Below are 20,992 nucleotides of genomic sequence, written 5' to 3' on the forward strand. Positions count from 1 at the left end.
CAGATTATGGCTGCGAACAAGGTCGTCCCCCTCGCCGAGCTGCCGTCGCTCGTCCCACCCGGCGCGTCCGTCGGGCTCGGCGGCGCGTGGATGGCGAACCATCCCATGGCCGCGGTGCGCCAGCTCATCCGCGACCGCATCGGCGACCTGCACGTCATCGGATCGCTGAGCTCGATCGACGTCGACCAGCTCATCGCGGCCGGCCTGGTGCGCGAGCTGACGTTCTCGATGGTGTCGCTGGAGGCCTACGGCCTGGCGCCGCACTTCCGGCGCGCGGTGCAGGACGGCACGCTGCGCATCAACGAGGTCAGCGGCGTCGCGATGAACGTCGCGCTCGACGCGGGCGCGCGCAATCTGCCGTTCCTGCCGATGCGCGACATCGGTGCCTCCGAGCTGCCCGAGGTCACGCCCGGCGCGTACGCCGAGATCGAGTGCCCGTTCACCGGCGAGCGGCTGCTCGGCATCCGCGCGCTGAACCCCGACGTCGCGCTCGTCCACGTGCTGCGTGCCGACGCGGCGGGCAACGCCCAGGTCGAGGGCCCCATGGGCTGCGACCCCGAGCTGGCCCGCGCCGCCCGGCGTCTCGTCGTCACCTGCGAGGAGCTCGTCGACACGGAGACGATCGCCGCGAACCCGGCGAGCACGCACATCCCCGGCTTCATCGTCGACGCGGTCATCGAGGCGCCCTTCGGCGCGCACCCGACGACCCACGTGCCCCGCTACGGCCTCGACGCCTGGGCCGTCATGGCCTACGCCGACGCCTGCGGCGAGGGGCGGGGCGCCGAGGTCCTCGCCGAGCTCGCCTCCGAGACCGAGGAGGGCTACCGCGAGCGCGCGCTGGACGAGGACCGCCGCGTGGTGCTCGAAACCGTGGCCCGCGAAGCGCCCACCCTGGAGACCGCATGACCGAGTACCGCATCGAGGAGCTCATGGTCTGCCGGATCGCGTCGGAGGTCGACGACTCCGGCGTCACGGTCCTCGGATCGTTCACGCCGCTGGCCTACGCCTCCTACATGCTCGCCAAGCTGACGCACGCGCGCGACGCGTACCTCGTCGGCTTCAACGCGATCGGGATGCCCCCGGTCGAGCTGAACCTCACCGGTACCGAGGCCGCGGCCTACCGCGGCGCGCTCGCCCGGTGGAGCTTCCTGACCACGACGCAGACCGTCCACCTGGGCAAGCGCGGCCTCGTGGAGTGCGTGTCGCCGGCGCAGATCGACGGCACCGGCGCCTTCAACCTCGCATGCATCGGCGACTACGCGCACCCGAAGGTGCGCATGCCCGGCGGCGCGGGCTCGCCCGAGGTCGTCCAGCACTACGAGCGCATCCTCGTGTACTTCGGCCGCCACGACCGGCGCACGCTCGTCGAGCAGGTTTCGTTCCGCACCGGGCAGCGCGCGCCGCTGAGCGCCGAGGAGCGCCGCCGCCGCGGCCTGCTCGCCGGGCCGGTGCGGATCATCACGCCGCTCGCGGTCCTCATCAAGGACGACGACGAGCGCCCGTTCCGGATCGAGTCGCTCAACCCGGGGGTCGCGGCCGAGCAGGTCGTCGAGAACACGGGCTTCGAGCTCGAGGTTCCGGCGGACATCCCCACGACCGCCGAGCCGACGGCCGACCAGGTCGCGCTGCTGCGCGAGCGCATCGACCCGCACGGGACGACCCGCTTCGACTTCCTGGACGCGCAGGAGCGCAAGCAGATGCTGCGCGACCTGCTGCAGGACGAATGGGACCGCGCGCTGGCCGCCTCGCGCGTGGCGGCCCGGTAGACACGACCAGCAGGTGGAGAGGAGACCGCATGATCACCGCACGGCCTGAGCGCTGGGACCGCGTCGTCGACGTCGTCGTGATGGGCAGCGGCGCCGCCGGGCTGAGCGCCGCGACGACCGCGCACGACGCGGGCGCCGAGGTGCTCGTCCTCGAGAAGGCGCCGATGATCGGCGGCACTGCTGGGGTCTCCGGCGGGATCATCTGGGCACCCCTGAACCGGCAGGCCGCCGAGGCGGGCATCGCCGACTCCCGCGAAGAGGCGCTCGAGTACGTGCGCCGCCTCACCCTCGGGCGCGAGCCTGACCCGGCGCTCGTCGAGGTCTTCGTCGACCGCGCCCACGAGGCGCTCGAGTACCTCGAGGACAACACGCCGCTGAAGCTGACGCTCTCGCGCCCATTCACCGACTACTACGCCAACCTGCCCGGCGGCAAGCCCCAGGGCGGCCGCTCGCTGGAGTGCGAGCCGTTCGACGCCCGCAACGAGCTGGGCGAGTGGGCGGCGAAGGTCCGCACCAGCCCGCACCTGGCGCCGCTGACGATGGCCGAGGGCGCGCAGGTCCTGCTGGGCGGCGAGCTGCCGGCCGGGCTGGTCGAGGAACGCGAGGCGGCCGACATCCGCGTGCTCGGGCCGGGTCTTGTCGCCGCGCTGTTCAAGGGGCTGCTGGACCGCGGCGTCCCGGTCGAGACCGAGACCCCGGTCGACGAGCTGGTCGTCGTCGACGGGCAGGTGATCGGCGTGCGCACGCGCGGCGGCTCGCCCGAGCTCATCGGCGCCCGCCGCGGCGTCGTGCTCGCCTGCGGCGGCTTCGAGTGGAACCCCGCGATGGTGCGGGCGTTCATCGGCGAGGAGATCGTCCCGATGAGCCCGCCGCACAACGAGGGCGACGGCCACCGGATGGCGATGGAGGCCGGTGCGGAGCTCGGCAACATGACCTCGTTCTGGGGCCAGCCGGCGATCCTCGACCCGGACGTCGAGTTCGAGGGCAAGCCGATGATCCAGATGGGCGGCTCGCGCGCCTTCCCGGGGATCATCGTCGTCAACCGCAACGGCCGGCGGTTCGTCAACGAGGCGGCCAGCTACCAGGACTTCCCGAAGGTGGTCGGCGCCTTCGACCCCGTCGCGGTCGAGCATCCCAACGAGGACCACTGGATGGTCTTCGACCAGAGCGTCAAGGACGCCGCCACGATCCTGCCGTCGCTGCCACCGGGCTCGCCGGCGCCCGACTGGATCGCTCGCGGCGACACCCTGCGCGAGCTCGCGGCGAACGCCGGGATCGACCCGGACGGGCTCGAGGAGGCAGTCGCGCGCTGGAACGCCGCCGTCGACGCCGGCGACGACCCGGACTTCGCCCGCGGCACGCTCTGGTACGAGGCCTACATGACCGGCGGCCCCGACAAGGCGGCCTGCCTGGCCAAGGTGCAGAGCGGTCCGTACTACGCGGTCAAGATGGTGCACGGGGCGCTCGGGACGAACGGCGGCTCGCGCATCGACGGCGACGGGCGCGTGCTCCGCATGCGCGGGGGCGTCATCGGCGGCCTCTACGCGGCCGGCAACACGACCGCGAACGTGCTCGGCTCGTCGTACCCCGGCGGCGGGGCGACGCTGGGCCCGGCGCTGACGTTCGGCTACCTGGCCGGGCGCCACGCCGGCGGCCAGGCGCCGCGCGCGATCGGCGAGACCGCGGCCGAGCACGCCGGTGTCTGACCCCCAGGCCGGCGGGATGGCCGGGCTCGTCGGCATCCAGCACGTCTCGAGCACGGTCCGCGACCTCGGCGAGACGCTCGGCTGGTACCGGGACGTGCTCGGCGTCGAGCCGTTCATGACCATGGAGGCCGAGGGCCCCGAGCTCTCGGCCGGCCTGCGGGTGCCGGGCGCCGCGCTCGACGTCGCGTTCCTGAAGGTCGGCGGGGCGTGGATCGAGCTCATCGAGTACGTCAAGCCCGACGACACGAACGACGACGTCGTGCTGCGCCGGTGCGACCACGGGGCGGCGCACATCTGCTTCGAGGTCGAGGACATCCAGGCCGCCTACCAGCACCTGCTCGCCCACGACGTCGACTGCTACAACGAGCCGACCTACGTCCCGGCCGGGCCGCTCGAGGGTGCTTGGTTTCTGTACTTCGACGGCCCCGAGGGCCTGAAGTACGAGCTGCACCAGATGCCCGAGGGCTGGGCGGAGTGATCCTGCGGCTCGCCCACGTCGAGATCTCCGCTCCGGATCTCGACGAGGCGCGCGCGTTCTACGTCGGCCTGCTCGGCTTCGTCGAGCAGGCCGCCGACGAGCGGGCGTGCTACCTGCGCGGCGCGGAGGAGTTCGATGCGTGGTCGCTGAAGATCTCCCGGGGCGACGGCGGCGGGCTCGTGCACAGCGGATTTCGCGTGTCCGAGCCGGGGGACCTGGACCGCCTCGAGGCGATCCACGCCGATCGCGGCCTGCCGGTCGTGCGCGTCGCCGCCGGGACGGAGCCCGGCCAGGGCGACGCCCTGCGCACGGTCACCCCCGACGGGCACCGGGTGGAGTTCTTCCACGACTTCGACGAGGTCGAGCTCTATCCGGAGGGGCGGCTGCGGATGCCGATGCGCGACAGCCATCGCCTCACCGGCGTGCCGCCCGGGCGCATCGACCACGTCAGCATGCGCGTGCCGGACATGGCGGCGGCGCTCGGCTACTGGGCCGGCGATCTGGACTTCAGCACCGCCGAGATCTGGCTCGACGACGACGGCGAGACGCCGCGGGTGGCGTGGGTGCGGCGCACGCCGCGCTCGCACGACGTCGCGCTCGGCCGCAACGACGTGCCGGCGTTTCACCACGTCGCGTACGCGGTCAGCGACGCGGCCGCGCTGCTACGGGCCGCCGACCTGCTCGGCGACGCGCGGATCCAGGGCCGCCTCGAATGGGGGCCGAGCCGGCACGGGGCGACCAACGCGTTCGCGATGTACATCCGTGATCCGGCGGGCAACCGCCTGGAGCTCTATACGGGCGACTACGTCCGCGACCTCGACCGGCCCGCGCTGCTGTGGCGCCCGGACGACTACGACCAGCAGGGGCATTCATGGTGGGGGAACGCGCCGCCGCCGACGTTCGGCGAGACGCAGCCGCTGGCCGGGGAGTGGATCGCGTGAGCGCGGACGGCGCACCGGCGCTCTGGCCTCAGCTCATGGACGTCGCCTTCTCGCAACGGTTCGTGGACGCGGGGGGGATCCGCACGCGCATCGTCGAGGCCGGTGACGGCCCGCCGCTCGTCCTGCTGCACGGAACGGGCGGCCACGCCGAGGCCTACCTGCGCAACGTCCGCGCCCTGTCGGCGCACTTCCGGCTGGTGATCTGCGACATGGTCGGCCATGGCTTCACCGGCAAGCCCGACCGCCCCTACACGCTCGACGTCTACGCCGAGCACCTCGCCGGCCTGCTTGACGCGCTGGGACTCGAGCGGGCGCACCTGTCGGGAGAGTCGCTCGGCGGGTGGGTGGCGGCGTGGTTCGCGGCGCAGCGCCCCGAGCGCGTCGACCGGCTGGTGCTCACGACGCCGGGCAACGTGACGAGCAAGCCCGAGACGATGCGCCGCGTCTACGAGAGCACGCTGCGGGCGGTCACCGAGGCGTCGGTCGAGACGGTCCGCTCGCGTCTCGAGTGGCTGTTCGCGCCGGCGACGAAGCATCTCGTCTCGGACGAGCTCGTCGCGGTGCGCCTGGCGATCTACACGCAGCCGGGCGCCGAGGCGGCGATGCGCAACGTCCTCGTGCTCCAGGAGCCGGAGGTTCGCGCCCGGTACGGCTGGAACGCCGAGTGGACCGGGCGCATCCGCGCGCCGACGCTCATCATCTGGACCTCGGACGACCCGACCGGGACGTACGACGAGGGCGAGCTGCTCGCCCGCTGGATCCCCGGCTCGCGACTCGTCAACATCGACGGTGCGGGGCACTGGCCGCAATGGGAGCGCCCCGAGGACTTCGACCGCCTCCACCGGGAGTTCCTGCTCGCCTCATGCTGACCCTGTACGACCACCCCAACTCGTCCAACGCGCTGAAGGTGCGCTTCCTGCTCGCCGAGCTGGGCCTGGAGCACGAGCGCCGCACCGTCTCCATGGCGACCCCGCGCCCGGCGGACTACCTGGCGCTCAACCCGCTGGGTGGGATCCCGGTGCTCGACGACGACGGGTTCGTCCTCGCCGAATCGCAGGCGATCCTGCGTTACCTGGCCGGCCGCGAGCACCGGGACGACCTCTATCCGCGCGACGTGCGCGACCGCGCTCGCGTGGACGAGTTCCTCGACCGGTTCGCCACGCGGCTGCGCACCCCGTTCTTCCGCCGCGAGGCGGTCATGCTCGGGTGGACGCTCGCGCGGGGCATGTCCGCCGAGGACGCCGAGCCGGAGAAGGCGGCGGGGATCGAGCCGGAGATCGCGGGCAACACGGCCCTGCTGGACTCGCTCGTGGGCGAGGGCGGCGCGGTGCTCGGGCGCTTCACGATCGCCGACTGCGCGCTCGCGCCGGTGCTCTTCCGCGCCCGGACCACGGGCTACGACCTCGCGCCGTACCCGCGCCTGGACGCCCTCGCCGACGCGCTCCTGGCGCGCCCCGCGTGGGCGGCGGCGGATCCGGCGCTCTAGCCGGAGGCGGCGGCCGGGCCGGCTGCCAGCGACAGCGCCACGTCGATGATCATGTCCTCCTGGCCACCGACGTAGCCGCGGCGACCGACCTCGATGAGGATCTCGTGAGCGGGCACGCCGTAGCGTTCGGCGGCGCGCTCGGCGTGGATGAGGAAACTCGAGTACGCGCCCGCGTAGCCGAGCATGATCGAGCTGCGGTCCATGATCGGCGTGCGCCGGATGTACGGGGCGACCACCTCCTCGGCGGCGGCGAGGATCGCCGGCAGGTCGATGCCGGTCTCCACGCCGAGCCGGTCGAAGACCGCCGTGAGGACCTCGGTGGGGGAGTTGCCGGCGCCGGCGCCGAGCGCGCGGGTCGAGCCGTCGATCTGGCGGGCGCCCGCCCGGTAGGCGAGGACGGAGTTCGCCACGCCCATCGCCAGGTTGTTGTGGCCGTGGTAGCCGACCTGCGCCTCGTCGCCCACCTCGGCGAGGATCGCCTCGACGCGCGCGACCGCGTCGTCGAGGATCAGCGCCCCGGCCGAGTCGACGACGTAGGGGCACTGGCAGCCGGCGTCGACCATGATCCGTGCCTGCCGCGCCAGCTCGTCGGGCGAGGTCATGTGGCTGAGCATGAGGAAGCCGACGGTCTCCATGCCGAGCTCGCGCGCGGCGCCGAAGTGCTGGACCGCGACGTCGGCCTCGGTGCAGTGCGTCGCGACGCGCACGATCTGCACCCCGGCGGCCGCGGCGCGCTTGAGATCCTCGACGGTGCCGACGCCCGGCACGAGCAGGGCGGCGATGCGCGCGCGCGTGGCCTCCTCGGCGGCGGCGGCGATGAGCGTGAGCTCGTCCGTGGCCGAGAAGCCGTAGTTGAACGTCGCGCCGCCGAGCCCGTCGCCGTGGGCGACCTCGATGACCGGCACGCCGGCGTCGTCGAGCGCGCGGACGGTGTCGCGCACCTGGCGCTCGGTGAACTGGTGCGACATCGCGTGGCTGCCGTCGCGCAGCGTCGTGTCGGTGATGCGGACGTCCGGCGTCATGCCGCCCTCCCGAGCCGGGCCTCGGCCAGGCGCTCCCCGACCGCGCTCGCCGCCGCGGTCATGATGTCCAGGTTGCCGGCGTGCGGCGCCAGGAAGTCCCCGGCGCCCTCGACGCTGAGCAGCACGGTCACGCGGGCGCGGCCGTCCCAGCCGGGCTGGGGGTCGTCGAACTGAGGCTCGGCGACGAGCCGGTAGCCGGGCACGTACTCGGCGACCCGGGCGACCTGGTCGACGATCGAGGCGGCGACGGCGTCGCGGTCGGCCGCCGGGTCGATCGCCGCCATGACCGTGTTGCGCATCGTGATCGGGGGCTCCGCCGGATTGAGGATGATGATCGCGCGGCCCCGCCGGGCGCCGCCGACCGCCTCGACGCCGCGCGCCGTGGTCTGCGTGAACTCGTCGATGTTCGCCCGCGTGCCCGGGCCGGCGGAGTCCGAGGAGACCGACGCGACGATCTCGCCGTACGGGACACCGGTGACGCGGCTGACCGCGGCGACGATCGGGATCGTGGCCTGGCCGCCGCAGGAGATGAGGTTGACGTTCGGCGTGTCGAGGTGCTCGCCGATGTTGACGACCGGCACGACCGCCGGGCCCAGCGCGGCGGGGGTCAGGTCGATCGCCTGGATGCCGGCCTCCCGGTAGCGCGGCGCGTTGGCGCGGTGGGCGTGGGCCGAGGTCGCCTCGAAGACGAGCTGCGGCAGCTCGGCCCGGTCGAGCAGCCAGTCGACGCCCTCGGCGCTCGTCTCGATGCCCATCTCGCGCGCGCGGCGCAGACCCTCGGACGCCGGGTCGACGCCGACCATCCAGCGCAGCTCCATGTGCCGGCTGCGGTGCAGCTTGATCGCCAGGTCGGTGCCGATGTTGCCCGACCCGACGATCGCCACCGGGACCTTCGCCTCGCCCACCGCTCAGCTCCCCGTGAACTCGGGCTCGCGCTTCTCCTGGAACGCGGCCAGCGCCTCCTCGAAGTCGCGCGTGCGGGTGCACAGGATCTGCGTCCGGTTCTCGAGCTCGACCGCGGCGCGCAGCGACGGCGCGTCGACGTTCTGGGCGAGGACCTGCTTGGTCATGCGCACCGCGAACGGCGAGTTGCGCGCGATGTCGGCCGCCATCTCGATCGCGGCGTCGAGCAGCTCGTCCGCCGGCACGACGCGGTTGACGAGCCCGCGGCGCTCGGCCTCCTCGGCGCCCATGAAGCGGCCGGTCAGCATGAGCTCCGAGGCCAGCCCGAGGCCCAGCACGCGCGGCAGCCAGTACGACGAGCCGAGGTCGCAGCCGGAGAAGCCGATGCGCACGTTGGCCATGTTGAAGCGCGCCTCCGGGACCGCCAGGCGGATGTCGGACGCAACGGAGAACACGAGCCCCGCGCCGGAGGCGGCGCCGTTGACCGCGGCGATGATGGGCTGGGGCACCTCGGCGAGGTGCGTGCACATCCGCCCGAACATCTCCTGCAGGTCATAGGCGTGGACCGTGTTCTCCTGGTCGAACGAGTTGGGGTCCTTGATGTCGAGCCCGGCGCAGAACGCCCGGCCGGCACCGGTGAGCACGATGGCGCGGACGTCCTGGGCGGCGGCCAGGCCGCGGAAGCACTCCTCGAGCTCGGAGACCATCCGCCAGTTGACCGCGTTGAGCCGGTCGGGCCGGTCGAGCGTGAGCAGCTTGACGCCGGCTGCGGCGTCCTCGAAGCGAAACGTCGTGGGCATCGGGTCGGGCTCCTTCGTCATGGCGTCATCCGGACGGTCAGCGGCGGGCGGCCGGGGGTCGATACGACGAACTCGTCGCCGGGCTGCGCCGGGACCGCGCGGCCGAACGAGCCCGACAGGACGACGTCGCCGGCACGGATGCCCGCGCCGAACGAGCCGAGCTTGTTCGCCAGCCACGCGACCGCGGTCAGCGGCGAGCCGAGGACCGCGCGGCCGAGCTCCTGCACGCACGGCTCGCCGTTGCGCTCGAGGGTGAATGGGGTGGACGGCAGGTCCGCGTGCAGGAGCTCCTCCGACCAGGCGCCGCAGGCGAAGCCGCCGAACGACGCGTCGTCGGCGACCGTGTCGACGAGCGTGATGCGCCAGCCGGCGATGCGGCTGTCGACGATCTCGACGGCGAGCGCGGCCGCGTCCGCCGCCGCGAGCACGTCGGCCTCCGTCACGCCCGGGCCCTGCAGCGGCGCGCGAATGCGCAGCGCGAGCTCGCCCTCGACACGCGGCGCGATGAACACGCCGGCCGGGATGTCGGCTGCGCCGCCGGGCGCGTCGAAGCGCCGTGAGCCCCACAGATCCCCGAAGTCCGGCTCGCCGACGCCCATCTGCTCCTGCATGCCGGGGCTGGTGAGGCCGATCTTGCGCCCGACGGTCGTCTCGCCGGCGGCGGCGCGCAGGGCGGCCCACGCTTGCTGCACGGCATAGGCGTCCTCGACCGTGCGCAGCGCTCCGCGCTCGCCGAATGGCTCGACGGTGGTGCGCCCGGTCCATGCGGCCTCGAGCTCGGCGGCCAATGGAGCGGGGTCGAAGGGCGAGGCGTCGGACATGGTTATTCTGACGCCACGTTATCGTACTGGCGGAGCGGCGCGGACGGTCGCCGCAGCGAGAGGAGAAGCACATGCGGGCAACGGCGATGGGCGTGCACCACACCGGCGTCACCGTGCGGGACATCGATCGCTCGCTGGAGTGGTACCGGACCATGTTCGGCTTCGAGCCGGCGGTCCTGGTGCGCGGCGACGAGCCGCTGGCGCCGGAGATCGGCGAGGCGATCGGCGTCCCCGGCGCCCGCATGCACTACGCGTTCCTGCCCGTCGGCGACGGGGGCGACCAGATCGAGCTGCTGCAGTACCTCGATCCCGTCGGCGCCGACTTCACGCTGTCCAACAAGGATGTCGGGGCCACGCACATCGCGATCCGCGTCGACGACTGCGTCGCGCAGTACGAGCACATGACGGCCAACGGCGCGAGCTTCCGGCGCCCGCCGATCGTCCTCGAGGGCGACCTCGCCGGCGTCGCGTTCGCCTACGCCACCGATCCCGACGGGATGCAGGTCGAGATCTGGCAGCAGCCCTGAGCGGCGGCGGGGGGCGAGCCCCGCCACAAGGGGGGAAAACCGGTGGGCCGATTGAGCCCGCCCGAGACGCGATCTAGCGTCCGGCCGGCCGCAGCGACCGGCCCATCTCCCGATGCGCAGAACGATCTTCGACGACGAGCACGACGACTTCCGCGATGCGGTGAAGACCTTCATCGCCCGCGAGGTCGTGCCCCACCACGAGCGCTGGCGCGAGGATCGACTGGTCAGCCGCGACATGTGGCTCGCGGCAGGACGCCAGGGGCTGCTCGGGATCTCCATCCCCGCCGAGCACGGCGGCGCGGGGACCGAGGACTTCCGCTTCAACGCCGTCCTCACCGAGGAGTTGGCCCGGGCGGGGCTGGCCCTCGCGTCGAGCGTCGGCATCCACACCGATGTCGTCGCCCCCTACCTCGTCGAGTGCACGACCGAGGAGCAGCGCGGCCGCTGGCTGCCGGGGTTCTGCTCGGGTGAGATCGTCACGGCGATCGGGATGACCGAGCCCGGTGCCGGCTCCGACCTGGCCAGCATGCGCACGACCGCCCGGCGCGACGGCGACGGCTGGGTGCTCAACGGCTCGAAGACGTTCATCACCAACGGGACGGCGGCGGACCTCGTCGTCGTCGCCGCGCGGACGGGCTCGGGGCCCCGCGAGATCACGCTCTTCGCGATCGAGGAGGGTGTCGAGGGGTTCACCCGCGGGCGCAAGCTGCACAAGGTCGGTCAGCCCGAGGCGGACACCGCCGAGCTCTTCTTCGAGGACGTCCACCTGGGCGGCGAGCAGGTCGTCGGCGAGCTGCACGGCGGCTTCACCACGATGATGCGCCACCTGCCCCAGGAGCGGTTGCACAGCGCCTGCGCGAACATCGCGCACGCCGCGGGCGCGCTCGAGCAGACGCTCGAGTACGCCAAGGAGCGCCAGGCGTTCGGCCAGGCCATCGGGACCTTCCAGCACAGCCGGTTCCTGCTCGCCGAGCTCGTCACGGAGATCGAGGTGACGCAGACCTTCATCGACCGCTGCGTCGCCGAGTACGTCACAGGCACCCTGCCCGACGTCGAGACCGCCAAGGCGAAGTGGTGGAGCGCGCAGGTCCAGAACCGCGTCATCGACGCGTGCGTGCAGCTGCACGGCGGCTACGGCTACATGGACGAGTACCCGGTGGCGCGCGCATGGGCCGACGCCCGCGTGACGAAGATCTGGGCGGGCTCCAACGAGATCATGAAGGAGGTCATCGGCCGCTCACTCGGGCTCGGGCAGGCCCGTCGGGTCAGCTGAGCAACCCGAGGCGCTGCGCGCGCTGGACCGCATCGGCGCGGTTGCGCGCGCCGAGCTTGCGGTAGAGGGAGCTCAGATGCTCCTTGACCGTGTGCGGCGAGAGGTGGATACGGTCGGCGATCTCGCGGTTCGTCGCGCCGGAGGCGACGAGCTCGAGGACGTTGCGCTCGCGCTGCGAGAGTCCCGCGCCGACGGTCTCGGCCCGCGGCAGGAACATCGTGCCGCCGGTGCCCACCGTGTACACGGCGCGCAGGATGTCCGCGGTCGCCCAGTCCTTCGGCACGAAGCCCGACGCGCCGATCGCCTGGGCGGTGCTCGTGCCGATCCGGCCGCTGCCGGACATGAGCAGCACCCGGGTCTTCGGGCACGCAGCGCGGACCGCCTCGCAGGCGTCGGCGCCCGACGCCTCGCCGAGCATGAGGTCGACGAGCGCCACGTGCGGCTCGTAACGGCACGCGAGCGCGACGGCCTCGTCGATCGTACGCGCGCTCACCAGCCGGGAGATCCACGCGGTGCGCGTGAGCATGAGGCGAAAGCCGAGGTGGACGACCTCGTGGTCGTCGACGAGCAGGACGGCCAGCTTGCGCCGGTCGACCTCGGGGTCACTGGTCGCTGCGAGCTCGGCGGTCATACGGTCTCCGGCTGGTTGGGGAGGGTGAGGCGCACGCGCCAGCGGCCGGCGGCGGTGGGGCCGTGCTCGAGCAGCCCGTCGGCGTGCAGCGCCTCCGTGGCGGCGAGGCGCAGGCCGAGGCCGGGTTCGCCCGCGGGGACGGCGGGCGCGCCGTCGTTCTCGACGGTCAGCGTGATGAGGTCGGGCCGGATGCGCGCCGTGACGGTGATCTGCGGATCGACGGCGTGCTTGCGGGCGTTGCGCACCGCCTCGGCGAGGACGGAGCGCGCGACCGCGTCCTGGTCAGCGGCCACGTCCTGCGCACAGCCATCGCAGATCGCCACGACGTCGGGCTCGTTGCCGAGCGCGCGCAGCTTCGCGGCGAGGCTGCCGGCAGGGGGGGCCACGGGGGCGCGCAACGACTCGCCGAGGATGGAGCGCAGGTCGCGCAGGGCGCCCTGGACCTCGGTGCAGCACAGCTCCAGGTCCGCGCTGCCCAGCGGTGCGTCGGACGAGAGCACCAGCGACGCGCCGAAGAGCCGCTGGACGACCTCCTCGTGAATCGTGCGGGCGAGCTCGACGCGGGCCCGCACGAGGCGCTCCTCGTCCGCGGCGACGGTCTGCGCCTGCAGGAGGGCGGCCGCGGTGATCTCGGCCACGGCCTGCAGCGCGCGGCGCGGGGCGCCGTCGGGCCGGCGGTCGCCGCGGTGCGGCATGGCGACGATGACGCCGAGGCGGCGCCCACCGCTCGCCACGGGGACGAGGACGAGCGGGTGCGGCGTGGGGCCGGCGGGTTCACCGGCCGTCAGCGCGTCGTGAACGAGGCGCGCGAGCGCAGGGCGGCCCAGCCGGGCGTGCAGCTCGGCGGTGGCCGGGCCGTGGCCGCCGACGACGACCGGCCGGCCGCCGACGCGGTCCGCCACCAGCAGAAGCGCGCCGCGCAGCGCGGCCGTGCGGCAAGCGGTCCGGCAGGCGGTGTCGGCGAGGTCGCGCAGCGTCGATCCGACGGCCGGCGCGGCTGGCGGTTCGGCGCGGTCGAGCGTGCTCGCGAAACCGGCCTCGGGGCGGGTCAACAGCAGATTCATCGGTCCGTGGGACGGCAGTGGACGTGTTCGGTCACCCAACGCACAGACACTCCTCTCCTCCTGTGACTAAGCGCTTGCTTAGATTATCTGGCGTCAGGTTTGCATGTCAAGCGACGGCGCGCGCCGGTTAGGCAGCAGGGCCCGGCGGGGCCTCCGGGCGGGGGCGGGGGCGGCGCCGGGCGCGCCGGCGTCAGGAGTGCGCGGTGGCGGCGACAGGGTCGCGCGGGAGCACCATGCGCAGCACGAGATCGGCGTAGATCGTCGCCAGCTCCTCCGGGGTCCGCCGGCCCGACGTGCGGTACCAGCGTGCGATGTCAATGCCCAGCGAGAGGATCGCGCGCACCGACTCGTGCAGCTCGGCGATCTCGAACTCGCCGTCGCGGACGCCGCGCTCGGCCTCCGCCTCCAGCGTCCGCGCCACGGCGTGGCGCAGGTCGAGGATCTCGGGCAGCCGGTCCCGCGGCACCGAGTTGAGCTCGTACTGCGCGACGCGGGCGAGCAGGTGATGGCGCGCGTGCCATTCGGCGAACCCGCGCACGAGCCGCCACAGCCGCGGGCGGGCGTCGTCCTCGTCGTCGGCCGCCTCCTCGAGCGTCGCGCGCAACGCGTCGGCGTGGCCGAGCCGGCTGAGCCGGTACAGCAGCTCGCCCTTGGACGGGTAGTGCACGTACATCGCCGCCGGACTCATCTCGGCCCGGGTGGCGATATCGCGGGTCGTCGTCGCGTGGAACCCGCGGTCGGCGAAGCACTCCAGGCCGGCCACGAGCAGCCGATATGGGGCGCCAGATCCTGCGTCCTGCTGGAGCAGCTCCCGGTCCGCCGGCCCGGCGGCCATGCGCGGCGTCCGCATCCGGCCTAGGCCTCCGGCGCGTCGAGCCGGACGAGCATCTTGCCGGTGTTCTCGCCGCGCAGCAGCCCGATGAACGCGCGCGGCGCGGCGTCCAGGCCGTCGACGACGGTCTCGCGCCACGCGACGCGCCCGTCCTTCAGCCACGCGGCCATCTCCTGCACGTAGTCGCGCATGCGCCGGCCGTGGTCGGTCACGAGGAACCCGCGCAGCGTGAGGCGCTTGCCGATGGCGAGGGCGAGGTTTCGCGGCGCGCACGTGCCGTCCGGCGAGTTGTAGCCGGCCACGGCGCCGCACATCGCGATGCGCCCGTGGTCGTTCATGCACGCGATCGCGGCCTCGAGATGCTCCGCCCCGACGTTGTCGAAGTACACGTCGATCCCGTCGGGGGCCGCCCCGGCGAGCAACGCGGTGATGTCGCCGTCGCGGTAGTTGAACGCAGCGTCGAAGCCGAGCTTGCCGACGAGGTACGCGACCTTCTCGGCCGATCCCGCGCTGCCGATCACGCGGTGGCCCCGCAGCTTGGCGATCTGGCCGGCGATCGAGCCCACGGCTCCCGCGGCGCCGGAGACGAACACGACGTCGCCCTCCTGCAGCCCCGCGACGTCGAGCAGCCCGGCGTACGCGGTCAGGCCGGGCATGCCGAGGATGCCGAGGTACGCCGGCTCTGGCGCCGCGTCCGGGTCCACGGCACGGGCGCCGCGTGCATCGAGGACCGCGACGTCGCGCCAGCCGAGGCCGTGCAGGACCGTGTCGCCCTCCGCGAAGCGCTCTGACGTGCTGGCGACGACCCGGCCGACGGCGCCTCCGTCGAGCGGGGCGTCCAGCGCGAACGGCGGGATGTAGGACTCCGCGTCGTTCATGCGCCCGCGCATGTACGGGTCCACCGACATCCAGCGGTTGCGCACCAGGATCTGGTCGGGCTCGAGGTCGGGGACGGCGGTCTCGACGACGCGGAAGTCCGTCTCCCGCGGCTCTCCCGAGGGACGGGCCACGAGCTGGACCTGGCGACTTACGGGCGACATGGATCTCCTCGCATCAGACAACGCGCACAGGACTAATGGGGGCCGCGAGCGATGGTCAAGAGCGGGCCGCGAGAGTCCAGACGGTTGGCGGCTGGGGATACTCAATCCATGACCGAGCACGACACCGGTGTCCGCATCCCGCTCACGCCGGACGAGGAGCTGCTGGGCGCGGACCGCCCGACGATCGAGTCGCTGCACACCGACGCCGAGCGCCTCGAGCGCATGCGCGCCGACCTCGAGATGGGCTTCCGCGCGCTCGAGGGCACCAGCGGGGTCTCCGTGTTCGGCTCGGCCCGCGTGGGCCCCAACGAGCCCGACTACGCGCTCGGGCGAGCGGTCGGCGCCGCGCTCGGCCGGGCCGGCTTCAGCGTCATCACCGGCGGCGGGCCCGGGCTCATGGAGGCGGCCAACCGCGGCGCGCGCGACGCCGGTGCGCGCTCGATCGGGCTGAACATCGAGCTGCCGTTCGAGCAGTTCGCCAACCGGTACCTCGACCTCTCGCTCACGTTCCGCTACTTCTTCGCGCGCAAGGTCTGCTTCGTCCGCTACGCGACCGGCTTCGTCGTGCTGCCCGGCGGGTTCGGCACGCTGGACGAGCTGTTCGAGGCGCTCGTGCTCATCCAGACGGGCAAGGTGCGCCACTTCCCCGTCGTGCTCGTCGGCCGCCACCACTGGGGGCCGCTGTGGGACTGGGTCGGCGACCGCCTGGTCTCGGGCGGCTACGTCTCGCCCGAGGAGCTCGAGCTCGTCACGCTCTGCGACGAGCCGGAGGACGCCGTGGAGCGGCTCGTCTCCGGAGCGCGCGCCCAGGGGCTGGCTCCCGAGGCCGCGTAGCGCGCGCGGACCGCGTCGATCCACGCGGCCAGGCGGCCGGCCAGCGCGGGATCCTCGATCTCGAGGACGTTCTCGGCGTTCTGCTCGCCGGAGTGCGAGTGGTTGAACGAGCCGGCGAAGACGACGTCGTCGCACACGCAGACCTTCGCGTGAAGGAAGTCGTGGACGGTGCCCGCCGCCCACGGGGTCGAGCGCTTGCCGGTGAAGCCGTGGCGCTCGAGGACCCGCTCGAGGACCGGCGCCTTCCAGCCCGCGGTGGGGCTGGAGCGCCACTGGTGCAGCACCTCGCGCACCTGGGTGGCGTCCACGACGCCGGTGACGTCGACCTCGACGCAGTCGAGCGCGCGCAGGATCGGGCCCGCGGTCAGCAGCGGGCTGGCGATGCGCACCCGGCGGCGGGCGCGGGCGATCGCGGTGCCGATGCGCCTCGACAGGTCAGGGCCGTGGCCGGGACAGAACCACGGGCGGACCGGGACGCCGCCGACGCCGTGGGTGCGCACCGGATCCGCGCCCGAGCCGTCGACGCGGCCGCGCCGCCACAGGTCGTCGAAGTCCGCGCGGTAGGCGGCGGCGACGCCGGCATCCTGCACGCGCAGGATGACGTTCTCCTGGCGCTCCCAGGAGTCGAGCGTCCAGTTCGTCGAGCCGGTCAGCACGGACGTGCCGTCGCGCACGGCGAACTTGTGGTGCATGAGGTCCGGCTCGCCGGGGATCGCGCGCGTCGGCAGCGGGAGCGACTCGATCAGGGTCGGCTCCGTCCTCGGCGGCGGGGAGTCCTCGGGGTTGCGGGGGCAGTCGTGGTTGTAGGCCAGGCGCACGTCCACGCCGCGTCCGGCGGCGCCGACGAGCGCGCCCCGGATGCGGTCGCCGACCTCGCCCGGCAGACGGATGTCGTACAGCGCGAGGACGAGCGACTCGCGGGCGCGGTCGATGAAGCCGGCGACCAGCTCTCCGATCTGCGCCGCGTCCTGGGCGCCGTCCTCGAGCGTCGTGAGCTCGATGCCCTCGCCCACCGTCAGTCCTCGCGGTCGGGTCGGCGCCGGGCCCGCTTGCGGTCGGCCTGCCGGCGCTTGGCCTCCAGGCGCCGCGCCCGGGCGGCCGCGCCCGCGGTGGTCGGCTTGCGCGGCCGGCGGACGGCGAGCGCGCGCGCCAGGCGCTCGCGCAGCCGGTCGAGCGCGAGCTCGCGGTTGCGGTGCTGGGAGCGCGCGTCCTGCGACGTCGCGGTCACCCGCGGGCCGAACCGGTGCAGCAGCCGCGCCCGCTGCCCGTCGGTCAGGGTGCGGGACGCGTGCACGTCGAAGACGGCCTCGATGCGCGAGGCGGTGACGTTCGCGTGCTGGCCGCCCGGACCGGACGAGCGCGACGCGCGCAGCTCGATCTCGGCCAGCGGCAGGGCCAGGTCGCGGGAGATGCGCATCGGGTCCTCCACACCCGGCAGTCTGACGCGACTGGTATAGACAAGTGGTGCCCGTAGCCCGTGTGCTGGTCTGCGACGACGATCCGGACATCCGCGCGCTGCTGCGTGCGCTGCTCGAGCGCGCCGGAATGGCGGTCAGCGAGGCAACCGACGGCCGGGAGGCGCTGCGCCTCGTCCACCAGGAGCATCCCGCGCTCGTCGTGCTCGACGTCAACATGCCATCGCTGGACGGGTGGCAGACGCTCGAGCGGCTGCGCGACTTCAGCGCCGTGCCCGTCCTCATGCTCACGGGCCGTGACGCCGAGCTCGAGAAGGTGCGCGGGCTGCGTTCCGGCGCCGATGACTACGTCACGAAGCCGTTCGGCCGCCAAGAGCTGCTGGCGCGCGTGCAGGCGCTGCTGCGCCGGGCGCCCCCGCCGGGCGACGGCGCGGCGGCGGACGTCTACGACGACGGCTACGTGCGCATCGACGACGGCAACGCCGAGGTGTCCGTCCTCGGCCGCCCGGTTGCGGTGACGCCGCTCGAGCTCCGGCTGCTGCGCACGCTCGTCCGCAACCGCGGCCACGTCCTCAGCCGCGACCAGATCCTCGACGCGGTGTGGGGAGAGGGCGCGTCGGCGTCGCAGGTCAAGCTCTACGTGGGCTACCTGCGCCGCAAGCTCGAGCCGGCGTCCGGCGACGTGCCCGTCCCGATCGAGACCGTGCGCGGGTTCGGCTACCGCTACCGGACGCCATAGTGGTTCGTCTCGATGGTTGCCGGACGGGCCACTAGCGCCGATGCGGCCGATCACCGCCCACCGCGTCGTGGCGGCGCCGCGGGAGGCGATCTTCTTCGTGCTCGCCGACCTGGCCGCGCACTGGTCGCTGTCGAACCAGTGGACCGAGGTGCGCGAGCTCGGCCCCGACGGCGGGGTCATCCGCCTGCAGGGCCCGTTCGGCATCCGCCGCACCGCCCAGGTCCGGGTGCGCCGGCGCGAGGCTCCGTGGCTCGTCGCGGGCGAGGCGCGCCTCGGCGCGGGCACGCGGGCGCGCGTGGCTTGGGAGCTTGCTCCGGACGGCGGCGCACGGACCGCCGTGAGGCTCAGCGCCTGGGTCGAGGCCGCGGCGTGGCACGACCGGCTGCTGCTGGAGGCGGGCGGCCGGCGGTGGCTGGCGTGGCGCTTCGCGGTGACGCTCGGCCGCCTGGAGGCGGCGGTCGGGGCCGCGGCGCCTCAGCCGTCGGCGGTGTGCCCGTCGCGCTCGACGTAGCCGCCCTGGCCGCCGACGCAAACGTAGATCGCCTCGCCCTCGCCGACGTTGCGCAGCGAGCGCACGGTCGCGGCATCGACCCGCGCGAACCCGCCCGCGGGCAGCCGGTGGGTGGTCCCGTCGCCGAAGGCGAACTCGATCTCACCGCGGTGCACGAAGTACAGCTCCTGCTGGCGGTCGTGGAAGTGGCGGCCCGTCTGGTAGCCCTCGGGGAGCACGATGGCGTTGACGCCGAACTCGGTCACCCCGAGCGCGCGGCGCACTTTACGGAAACCCGGTCCGTCGCCGAGGTCGTCGACGGTCGCGACGGCCCACCCGTCGCCGCTGATGAGATTCTCCCCCATGGCGGCGATCGTACTGGTACGTTGCGCCCGTCGGCCGGGGGGAGGACCCCGGGGAGAGGAAGCATCGGAGGAACCGGCTGCTATGGCCACGGGAACCGTGAAGTGGTTCAGCGACGAGAAGGGGTTCGGCTTCATCACGCCGGACGAGGGCTCGCGCGACCTCTTCGTGCATCACAGCTCGATCGTCGCGGACGGGTATCGCACCCTCGCCGAGGGATCGAAGGTCTCGTACGAGGAGGAGGCGGGCGACAAGGGCCCGAAGGCCATCAACGTGCAGAAGCTCTGAGCGGGCCGGTCCGGGGGCTCTGACCGGGCTCCCGGCCCAGCGCATCAGCCCGTCGTCCGCGGCGCGCCGCCGGCGGCGGTCGCCGCCCGGACGGTCCCGCCGTACCAGCGGGCGAGCACGGCCTGCGCGGGCTTGCCCTGCGGGCTGTAGTCGCCCGCGCTCTGGCGCCCGTCGGCCGACCAGTCCCAGATCGCGATGCCCGACACCCAGTCGCGGTGTCCGAGCTGCGAGAACGCGGCTTCGTAGGCGTTGGCCTGGGCAGTGAGGCTGACCGCGCCATCGCCCTGCTCGGCGGGTGCCTGCGCGGTGCCGACGCGGCTCGTGTAGCCGAGCTCCGTGACGAGCACCGGCTTGCCTGTGCGGTCATGCAGCGCCTGCATGCGCGTGATCCACGGCTGCCAGCCGGCCTCGAGCTGCGTCACCGACGGGTCCGCGTCCTTCGGCGTGAGCGGCATGTACGCGTCGATGCCGACCGCGTCGAGGACGTCCCAGAACGGCACCTTCTCGGCCTCCTGCACCCAGTTCGCGGCGTACGTGATCTGGCCGTCGAAGCGCCCGCGCACGTCGGCGATCAGCGATCGCCAGGCCGCGTCGTCGCCGCTCATCGACGCGAGCTCCGAGCCGACGACGAAGAGATCGGCGTGGACCTGCTGGGCGAGGTCGGCGTAGTGCTCGACCATCCGGCGGTACGCCGCCATCCACTCGCCGCGCGAGGCGGGGGCGATGTCGCCGCGGAAGGTCCCGTCGCGCACGTTGAGATGGGGCGCGATGCCGACCTGCATCCCGTCGCCGCGGGCGGTGGCGGCCGCGGCGACGATGCTCGCGTCCGACGGCGTCTCGTGCGGGTCGGGCGCGATGGCGGTCGAGTCGCGGGCCGCCTGGAACCAGAGGACCGGGAAGGTCGCCTGATCGGCGCCGGCCGCGCGCAGGTCGCGCAGCGCGTCGGCGGCGGTCGGGGCCGAGAGGGCGTCGGCGAGGTATGCGGTGACGTTCGCGCCGCGCAGCATCCCGTCGCGCACCGGTGGGACGTTGCGCCCCGTCGGGGTGGCCGGCGCCGCCGCGGGGAGAGATGCGGCGCCGTCGCCGTCGCCGTCGCCGGAGCCGGGCACGGCGACCCACACGGCGAGGCCGGCGAGCAGGGCGAGCGCGGCCGCTCCCATGACGAGCAGCGGGGCGCGCCGCCGCCCGGGTCGCCCCGCGCGCCGCGGCCGCTTCCTAGTGATCCGCGACGCGGCCGTCCTCGGGCTCGAGCGGCAGGCCGCCGGCCTCCCAGTCCAGCAGCCCGCCCGCCAGCGACCAGGCGTCGTAACCGGCGCCGCGGAAGGCCTGCGCCGCCATCGCCGAGCGGCCGCCGACGCGGCAGACGAACACCACCGGCCGGTCGCGGTCGATCGTCCCGGCCGCCCCGGTGAGGTCGCCGAGCGGGATGAGGCGGTCGCCGGCGATGTGCCCCTCCTCGTGCTCGCTGGGTTCGCGCACGTCGACGATCTGCGCGCCTTCGCGCTGCATCTCGGCAGCGCGCTGCGCCGTGACCTCGAGCTCGGAGCGCTGGCTCGCCATGGGGGCGCAGCGT

Annotated in this window: 26 protein-coding genes; 13 read left to right on the forward strand and 13 right to left on the reverse strand. The window is 73.6% G+C overall.

What is annotated here, in order from left to right:
* Positions 1-6 precede the first annotated feature (6 nt).
* From DSM104329_RS06190 to DSM104329_RS06220, 7 genes are read left to right on the forward strand one after another with little or no spacing between them, the layout of a single operon-like run.
* A complete protein-coding gene (locus DSM104329_RS06190; protein WP_259314526.1) occupies positions 7-906 on the forward strand; it encodes a CoA transferase subunit A in 900 nt (299 codons plus the stop codon).
* Positions 903-1,766: a CoA-transferase gene (locus DSM104329_RS06195; protein ID WP_259314527.1), complete on the forward strand. Its 864-nt coding sequence runs from the start codon at positions 903-905 to the stop codon at positions 1,764-1,766. Before DSM104329_RS06190 ends, DSM104329_RS06195 begins: the two co-directional genes overlap by 4 nt.
* 29 nt (positions 1,767-1,795) lie before the next feature.
* On the forward strand, positions 1,796-3,472 hold the full coding sequence (locus DSM104329_RS06200; protein ID WP_259314528.1) for an FAD-dependent oxidoreductase: 1,677 nt from the start codon (positions 1,796-1,798) through the stop codon (positions 3,470-3,472).
* Positions 3,465-3,950, forward strand: a complete 486-nt coding sequence (locus DSM104329_RS06205) for a VOC family protein (RefSeq protein WP_259314529.1) — start codon at positions 3,465-3,467, stop codon at positions 3,948-3,950. Before DSM104329_RS06200 ends, DSM104329_RS06205 begins: the two co-directional genes overlap by 8 nt.
* Positions 3,947-4,891 carry a VOC family protein gene (locus DSM104329_RS06210; RefSeq protein WP_259314530.1) on the forward strand — a complete coding sequence of 315 codons (945 nt, stop codon included), beginning with the start codon at positions 3,947-3,949 and terminating at the stop codon, positions 4,889-4,891. The genes DSM104329_RS06205 and DSM104329_RS06210 overlap by 4 nt, the downstream gene beginning before the upstream one ends.
* A gap of 35 nt (positions 4,892-4,926) precedes the next feature.
* Positions 4,927-5,760 (forward strand): alpha/beta fold hydrolase, encoded by an 834-nt coding sequence (locus tag DSM104329_RS06215; RefSeq protein WP_407655897.1) that lies wholly within the window; start codon positions 4,927-4,929, stop codon positions 5,758-5,760.
* A complete protein-coding gene (locus DSM104329_RS06220; RefSeq protein ID WP_259314532.1) occupies positions 5,754-6,377 on the forward strand; it encodes a glutathione S-transferase family protein in 624 nt (207 codons plus the stop codon). Before DSM104329_RS06215 ends, DSM104329_RS06220 begins: the two co-directional genes overlap by 7 nt.
* Here DSM104329_RS06220 and dmpG read toward each other — a convergent pair.
* The 4 genes from dmpG to DSM104329_RS06240 are packed head-to-tail and all read right to left on the reverse strand — an operon-like array spanning position 6,374 to position 9,923.
* Positions 6,374-7,399: a 4-hydroxy-2-oxovalerate aldolase gene (dmpG, locus tag DSM104329_RS06225; protein WP_259314533.1), complete on the reverse strand. Its 1,026-nt coding sequence runs from the start codon at positions 7,397-7,399 to the stop codon at positions 6,374-6,376. The two genes, DSM104329_RS06220 and dmpG, sit on opposite strands and share 4 nt — an antisense overlap.
* Positions 7,396-8,304, reverse strand: coding sequence for an acetaldehyde dehydrogenase (acetylating) (locus DSM104329_RS06230; protein ID WP_259314534.1), 909 nt, complete (start codon positions 8,302-8,304; stop codon positions 7,396-7,398). The genes dmpG and DSM104329_RS06230 overlap by 4 nt, the downstream gene beginning before the upstream one ends.
* Before the next feature lie 3 nt (positions 8,305-8,307).
* Entirely contained in the window at positions 8,308-9,123 is an 816-nt protein-coding gene (locus DSM104329_RS06235) for an enoyl-CoA hydratase/isomerase family protein (protein ID WP_259314535.1), read from the reverse strand.
* Positions 9,120-9,923, reverse strand: coding sequence for a 2-keto-4-pentenoate hydratase (locus DSM104329_RS06240; RefSeq protein WP_259314536.1), 804 nt, complete (start codon positions 9,921-9,923; stop codon positions 9,120-9,122). The genes DSM104329_RS06235 and DSM104329_RS06240 overlap by 4 nt, the downstream gene beginning before the upstream one ends.
* A 71-nt stretch (positions 9,924-9,994) precedes the next feature.
* Between DSM104329_RS06240 and DSM104329_RS06245 the strand changes: the two genes are divergently transcribed.
* Positions 9,995-10,450, forward strand: coding sequence for a VOC family protein (locus DSM104329_RS06245; protein ID WP_259314537.1), 456 nt, complete (start codon positions 9,995-9,997; stop codon positions 10,448-10,450).
* 112 nt (positions 10,451-10,562) lie between these two features.
* The gene (locus DSM104329_RS06250) at positions 10,563-11,723 is read left to right on the forward strand and encodes an acyl-CoA dehydrogenase family protein (RefSeq protein ID WP_259314538.1); all 1,161 of its coding nucleotides are present in this window, start codon (positions 10,563-10,565) and stop codon (positions 11,721-11,723) included.
* Here DSM104329_RS06250 and DSM104329_RS06255 read toward each other — a convergent pair.
* From DSM104329_RS06255 to DSM104329_RS06270, 4 genes are all read right to left on the reverse strand, one after another.
* Positions 11,716-12,354 (reverse strand): response regulator transcription factor, encoded by a 639-nt coding sequence (locus DSM104329_RS06255; RefSeq protein WP_259314539.1) that lies wholly within the window; start codon positions 12,352-12,354, stop codon positions 11,716-11,718. The two genes, DSM104329_RS06250 and DSM104329_RS06255, sit on opposite strands and share 8 nt — an antisense overlap.
* Positions 12,351-13,418, reverse strand: a complete 1,068-nt coding sequence (locus DSM104329_RS06260) for a GAF domain-containing sensor histidine kinase (RefSeq protein WP_259314540.1) — start codon at positions 13,416-13,418, stop codon at positions 12,351-12,353. Before DSM104329_RS06260 ends, DSM104329_RS06255 begins: the two co-directional genes overlap by 4 nt.
* Before the next feature lie 190 nt (positions 13,419-13,608).
* Positions 13,609-14,268 carry a TetR/AcrR family transcriptional regulator gene (locus tag DSM104329_RS06265; RefSeq protein ID WP_259314541.1) on the reverse strand — a complete coding sequence of 220 codons (660 nt, stop codon included), beginning with the start codon at positions 14,266-14,268 and terminating at the stop codon, positions 13,609-13,611.
* Between the two features lie 5 nt (positions 14,269-14,273).
* Positions 14,274-15,290: an NADP-dependent oxidoreductase gene (locus tag DSM104329_RS06270; protein WP_259314542.1), complete on the reverse strand. Its 1,017-nt coding sequence runs from the start codon at positions 15,288-15,290 to the stop codon at positions 14,274-14,276.
* A 108-nt stretch (positions 15,291-15,398) separates the two neighbouring features.
* On the opposite strand from DSM104329_RS06270, the gene DSM104329_RS06275 reads away from it, so the two are divergent.
* Positions 15,399-16,124, forward strand: coding sequence for an LOG family protein (locus tag DSM104329_RS06275; RefSeq protein ID WP_259314543.1), 726 nt, complete (start codon positions 15,399-15,401; stop codon positions 16,122-16,124).
* On the opposite strand, the gene DSM104329_RS06280 is transcribed toward DSM104329_RS06275, so the two are convergent.
* Together DSM104329_RS06280 and arfB are read right to left on the reverse strand one after the other, a co-directional pair.
* Complete coding sequence (locus DSM104329_RS06280; protein WP_259314544.1) at positions 16,010-17,137, reverse strand: phospholipase D-like domain-containing protein; 1,128 nt, start codon at positions 17,135-17,137, stop codon at positions 16,010-16,012. The genes DSM104329_RS06275 and DSM104329_RS06280 overlap by 115 nt on opposite strands.
* Positions 17,138-17,139: 2 nt before the next feature.
* Positions 17,140-17,541 (reverse strand): alternative ribosome rescue aminoacyl-tRNA hydrolase ArfB, encoded by a 402-nt coding sequence (gene arfB / locus DSM104329_RS06285; RefSeq protein ID WP_259314545.1) that lies wholly within the window; start codon positions 17,539-17,541, stop codon positions 17,140-17,142.
* A gap of 47 nt (positions 17,542-17,588) precedes the next feature.
* On the opposite strand from arfB, the gene DSM104329_RS06290 reads away from it, so the two are divergent.
* Both DSM104329_RS06290 and DSM104329_RS06295 read left to right on the forward strand, forming a co-directional pair.
* A complete protein-coding gene (locus DSM104329_RS06290; protein WP_259314546.1) occupies positions 17,589-18,278 on the forward strand; it encodes a response regulator transcription factor in 690 nt (229 codons plus the stop codon).
* A gap of 40 nt (positions 18,279-18,318) precedes the next feature.
* Positions 18,319-18,789, forward strand: coding sequence for an SRPBCC family protein (locus DSM104329_RS06295; protein WP_259314547.1), 471 nt, complete (start codon positions 18,319-18,321; stop codon positions 18,787-18,789).
* Here the strand turns inward: DSM104329_RS06295 and DSM104329_RS06300 are convergent.
* Positions 18,753-19,133 (reverse strand): cupin domain-containing protein, encoded by a 381-nt coding sequence (locus DSM104329_RS06300; protein WP_259314548.1) that lies wholly within the window; start codon positions 19,131-19,133, stop codon positions 18,753-18,755. The two genes, DSM104329_RS06295 and DSM104329_RS06300, sit on opposite strands and share 37 nt — an antisense overlap.
* An 82-nt stretch (positions 19,134-19,215) precedes the next feature.
* Between DSM104329_RS06300 and DSM104329_RS06305 the strand changes: the two genes are divergently transcribed.
* Positions 19,216-19,419 (forward strand): cold-shock protein, encoded by a 204-nt coding sequence (locus DSM104329_RS06305; RefSeq protein ID WP_259314549.1) that lies wholly within the window; start codon positions 19,216-19,218, stop codon positions 19,417-19,419.
* 44 nt (positions 19,420-19,463) lie between these two features.
* Here the strand turns inward: DSM104329_RS06305 and DSM104329_RS06310 are convergent, their stop codons facing one another.
* Both DSM104329_RS06310 and DSM104329_RS06315 read right to left on the reverse strand, forming a co-directional pair.
* Positions 19,464-20,579 (reverse strand): glycoside hydrolase family 113, encoded by a 1,116-nt coding sequence (locus DSM104329_RS06310; protein WP_259314550.1) that lies wholly within the window; start codon positions 20,577-20,579, stop codon positions 19,464-19,466.
* Positions 20,580-20,634: 55 nt separating this feature from the next.
* Entirely contained in the window at positions 20,635-20,979 is a 345-nt protein-coding gene (locus DSM104329_RS06315) for a rhodanese-like domain-containing protein (protein ID WP_259314551.1), read from the reverse strand.
* Positions 20,980-20,992 lie beyond the last annotated feature (13 nt).

The organism is Capillimicrobium parvum, from assembly GCF_021172045.1.
Lineage (GTDB): Bacteria > Actinomycetota > Thermoleophilia > Solirubrobacterales > Solirubrobacteraceae > Capillimicrobium > Capillimicrobium parvum.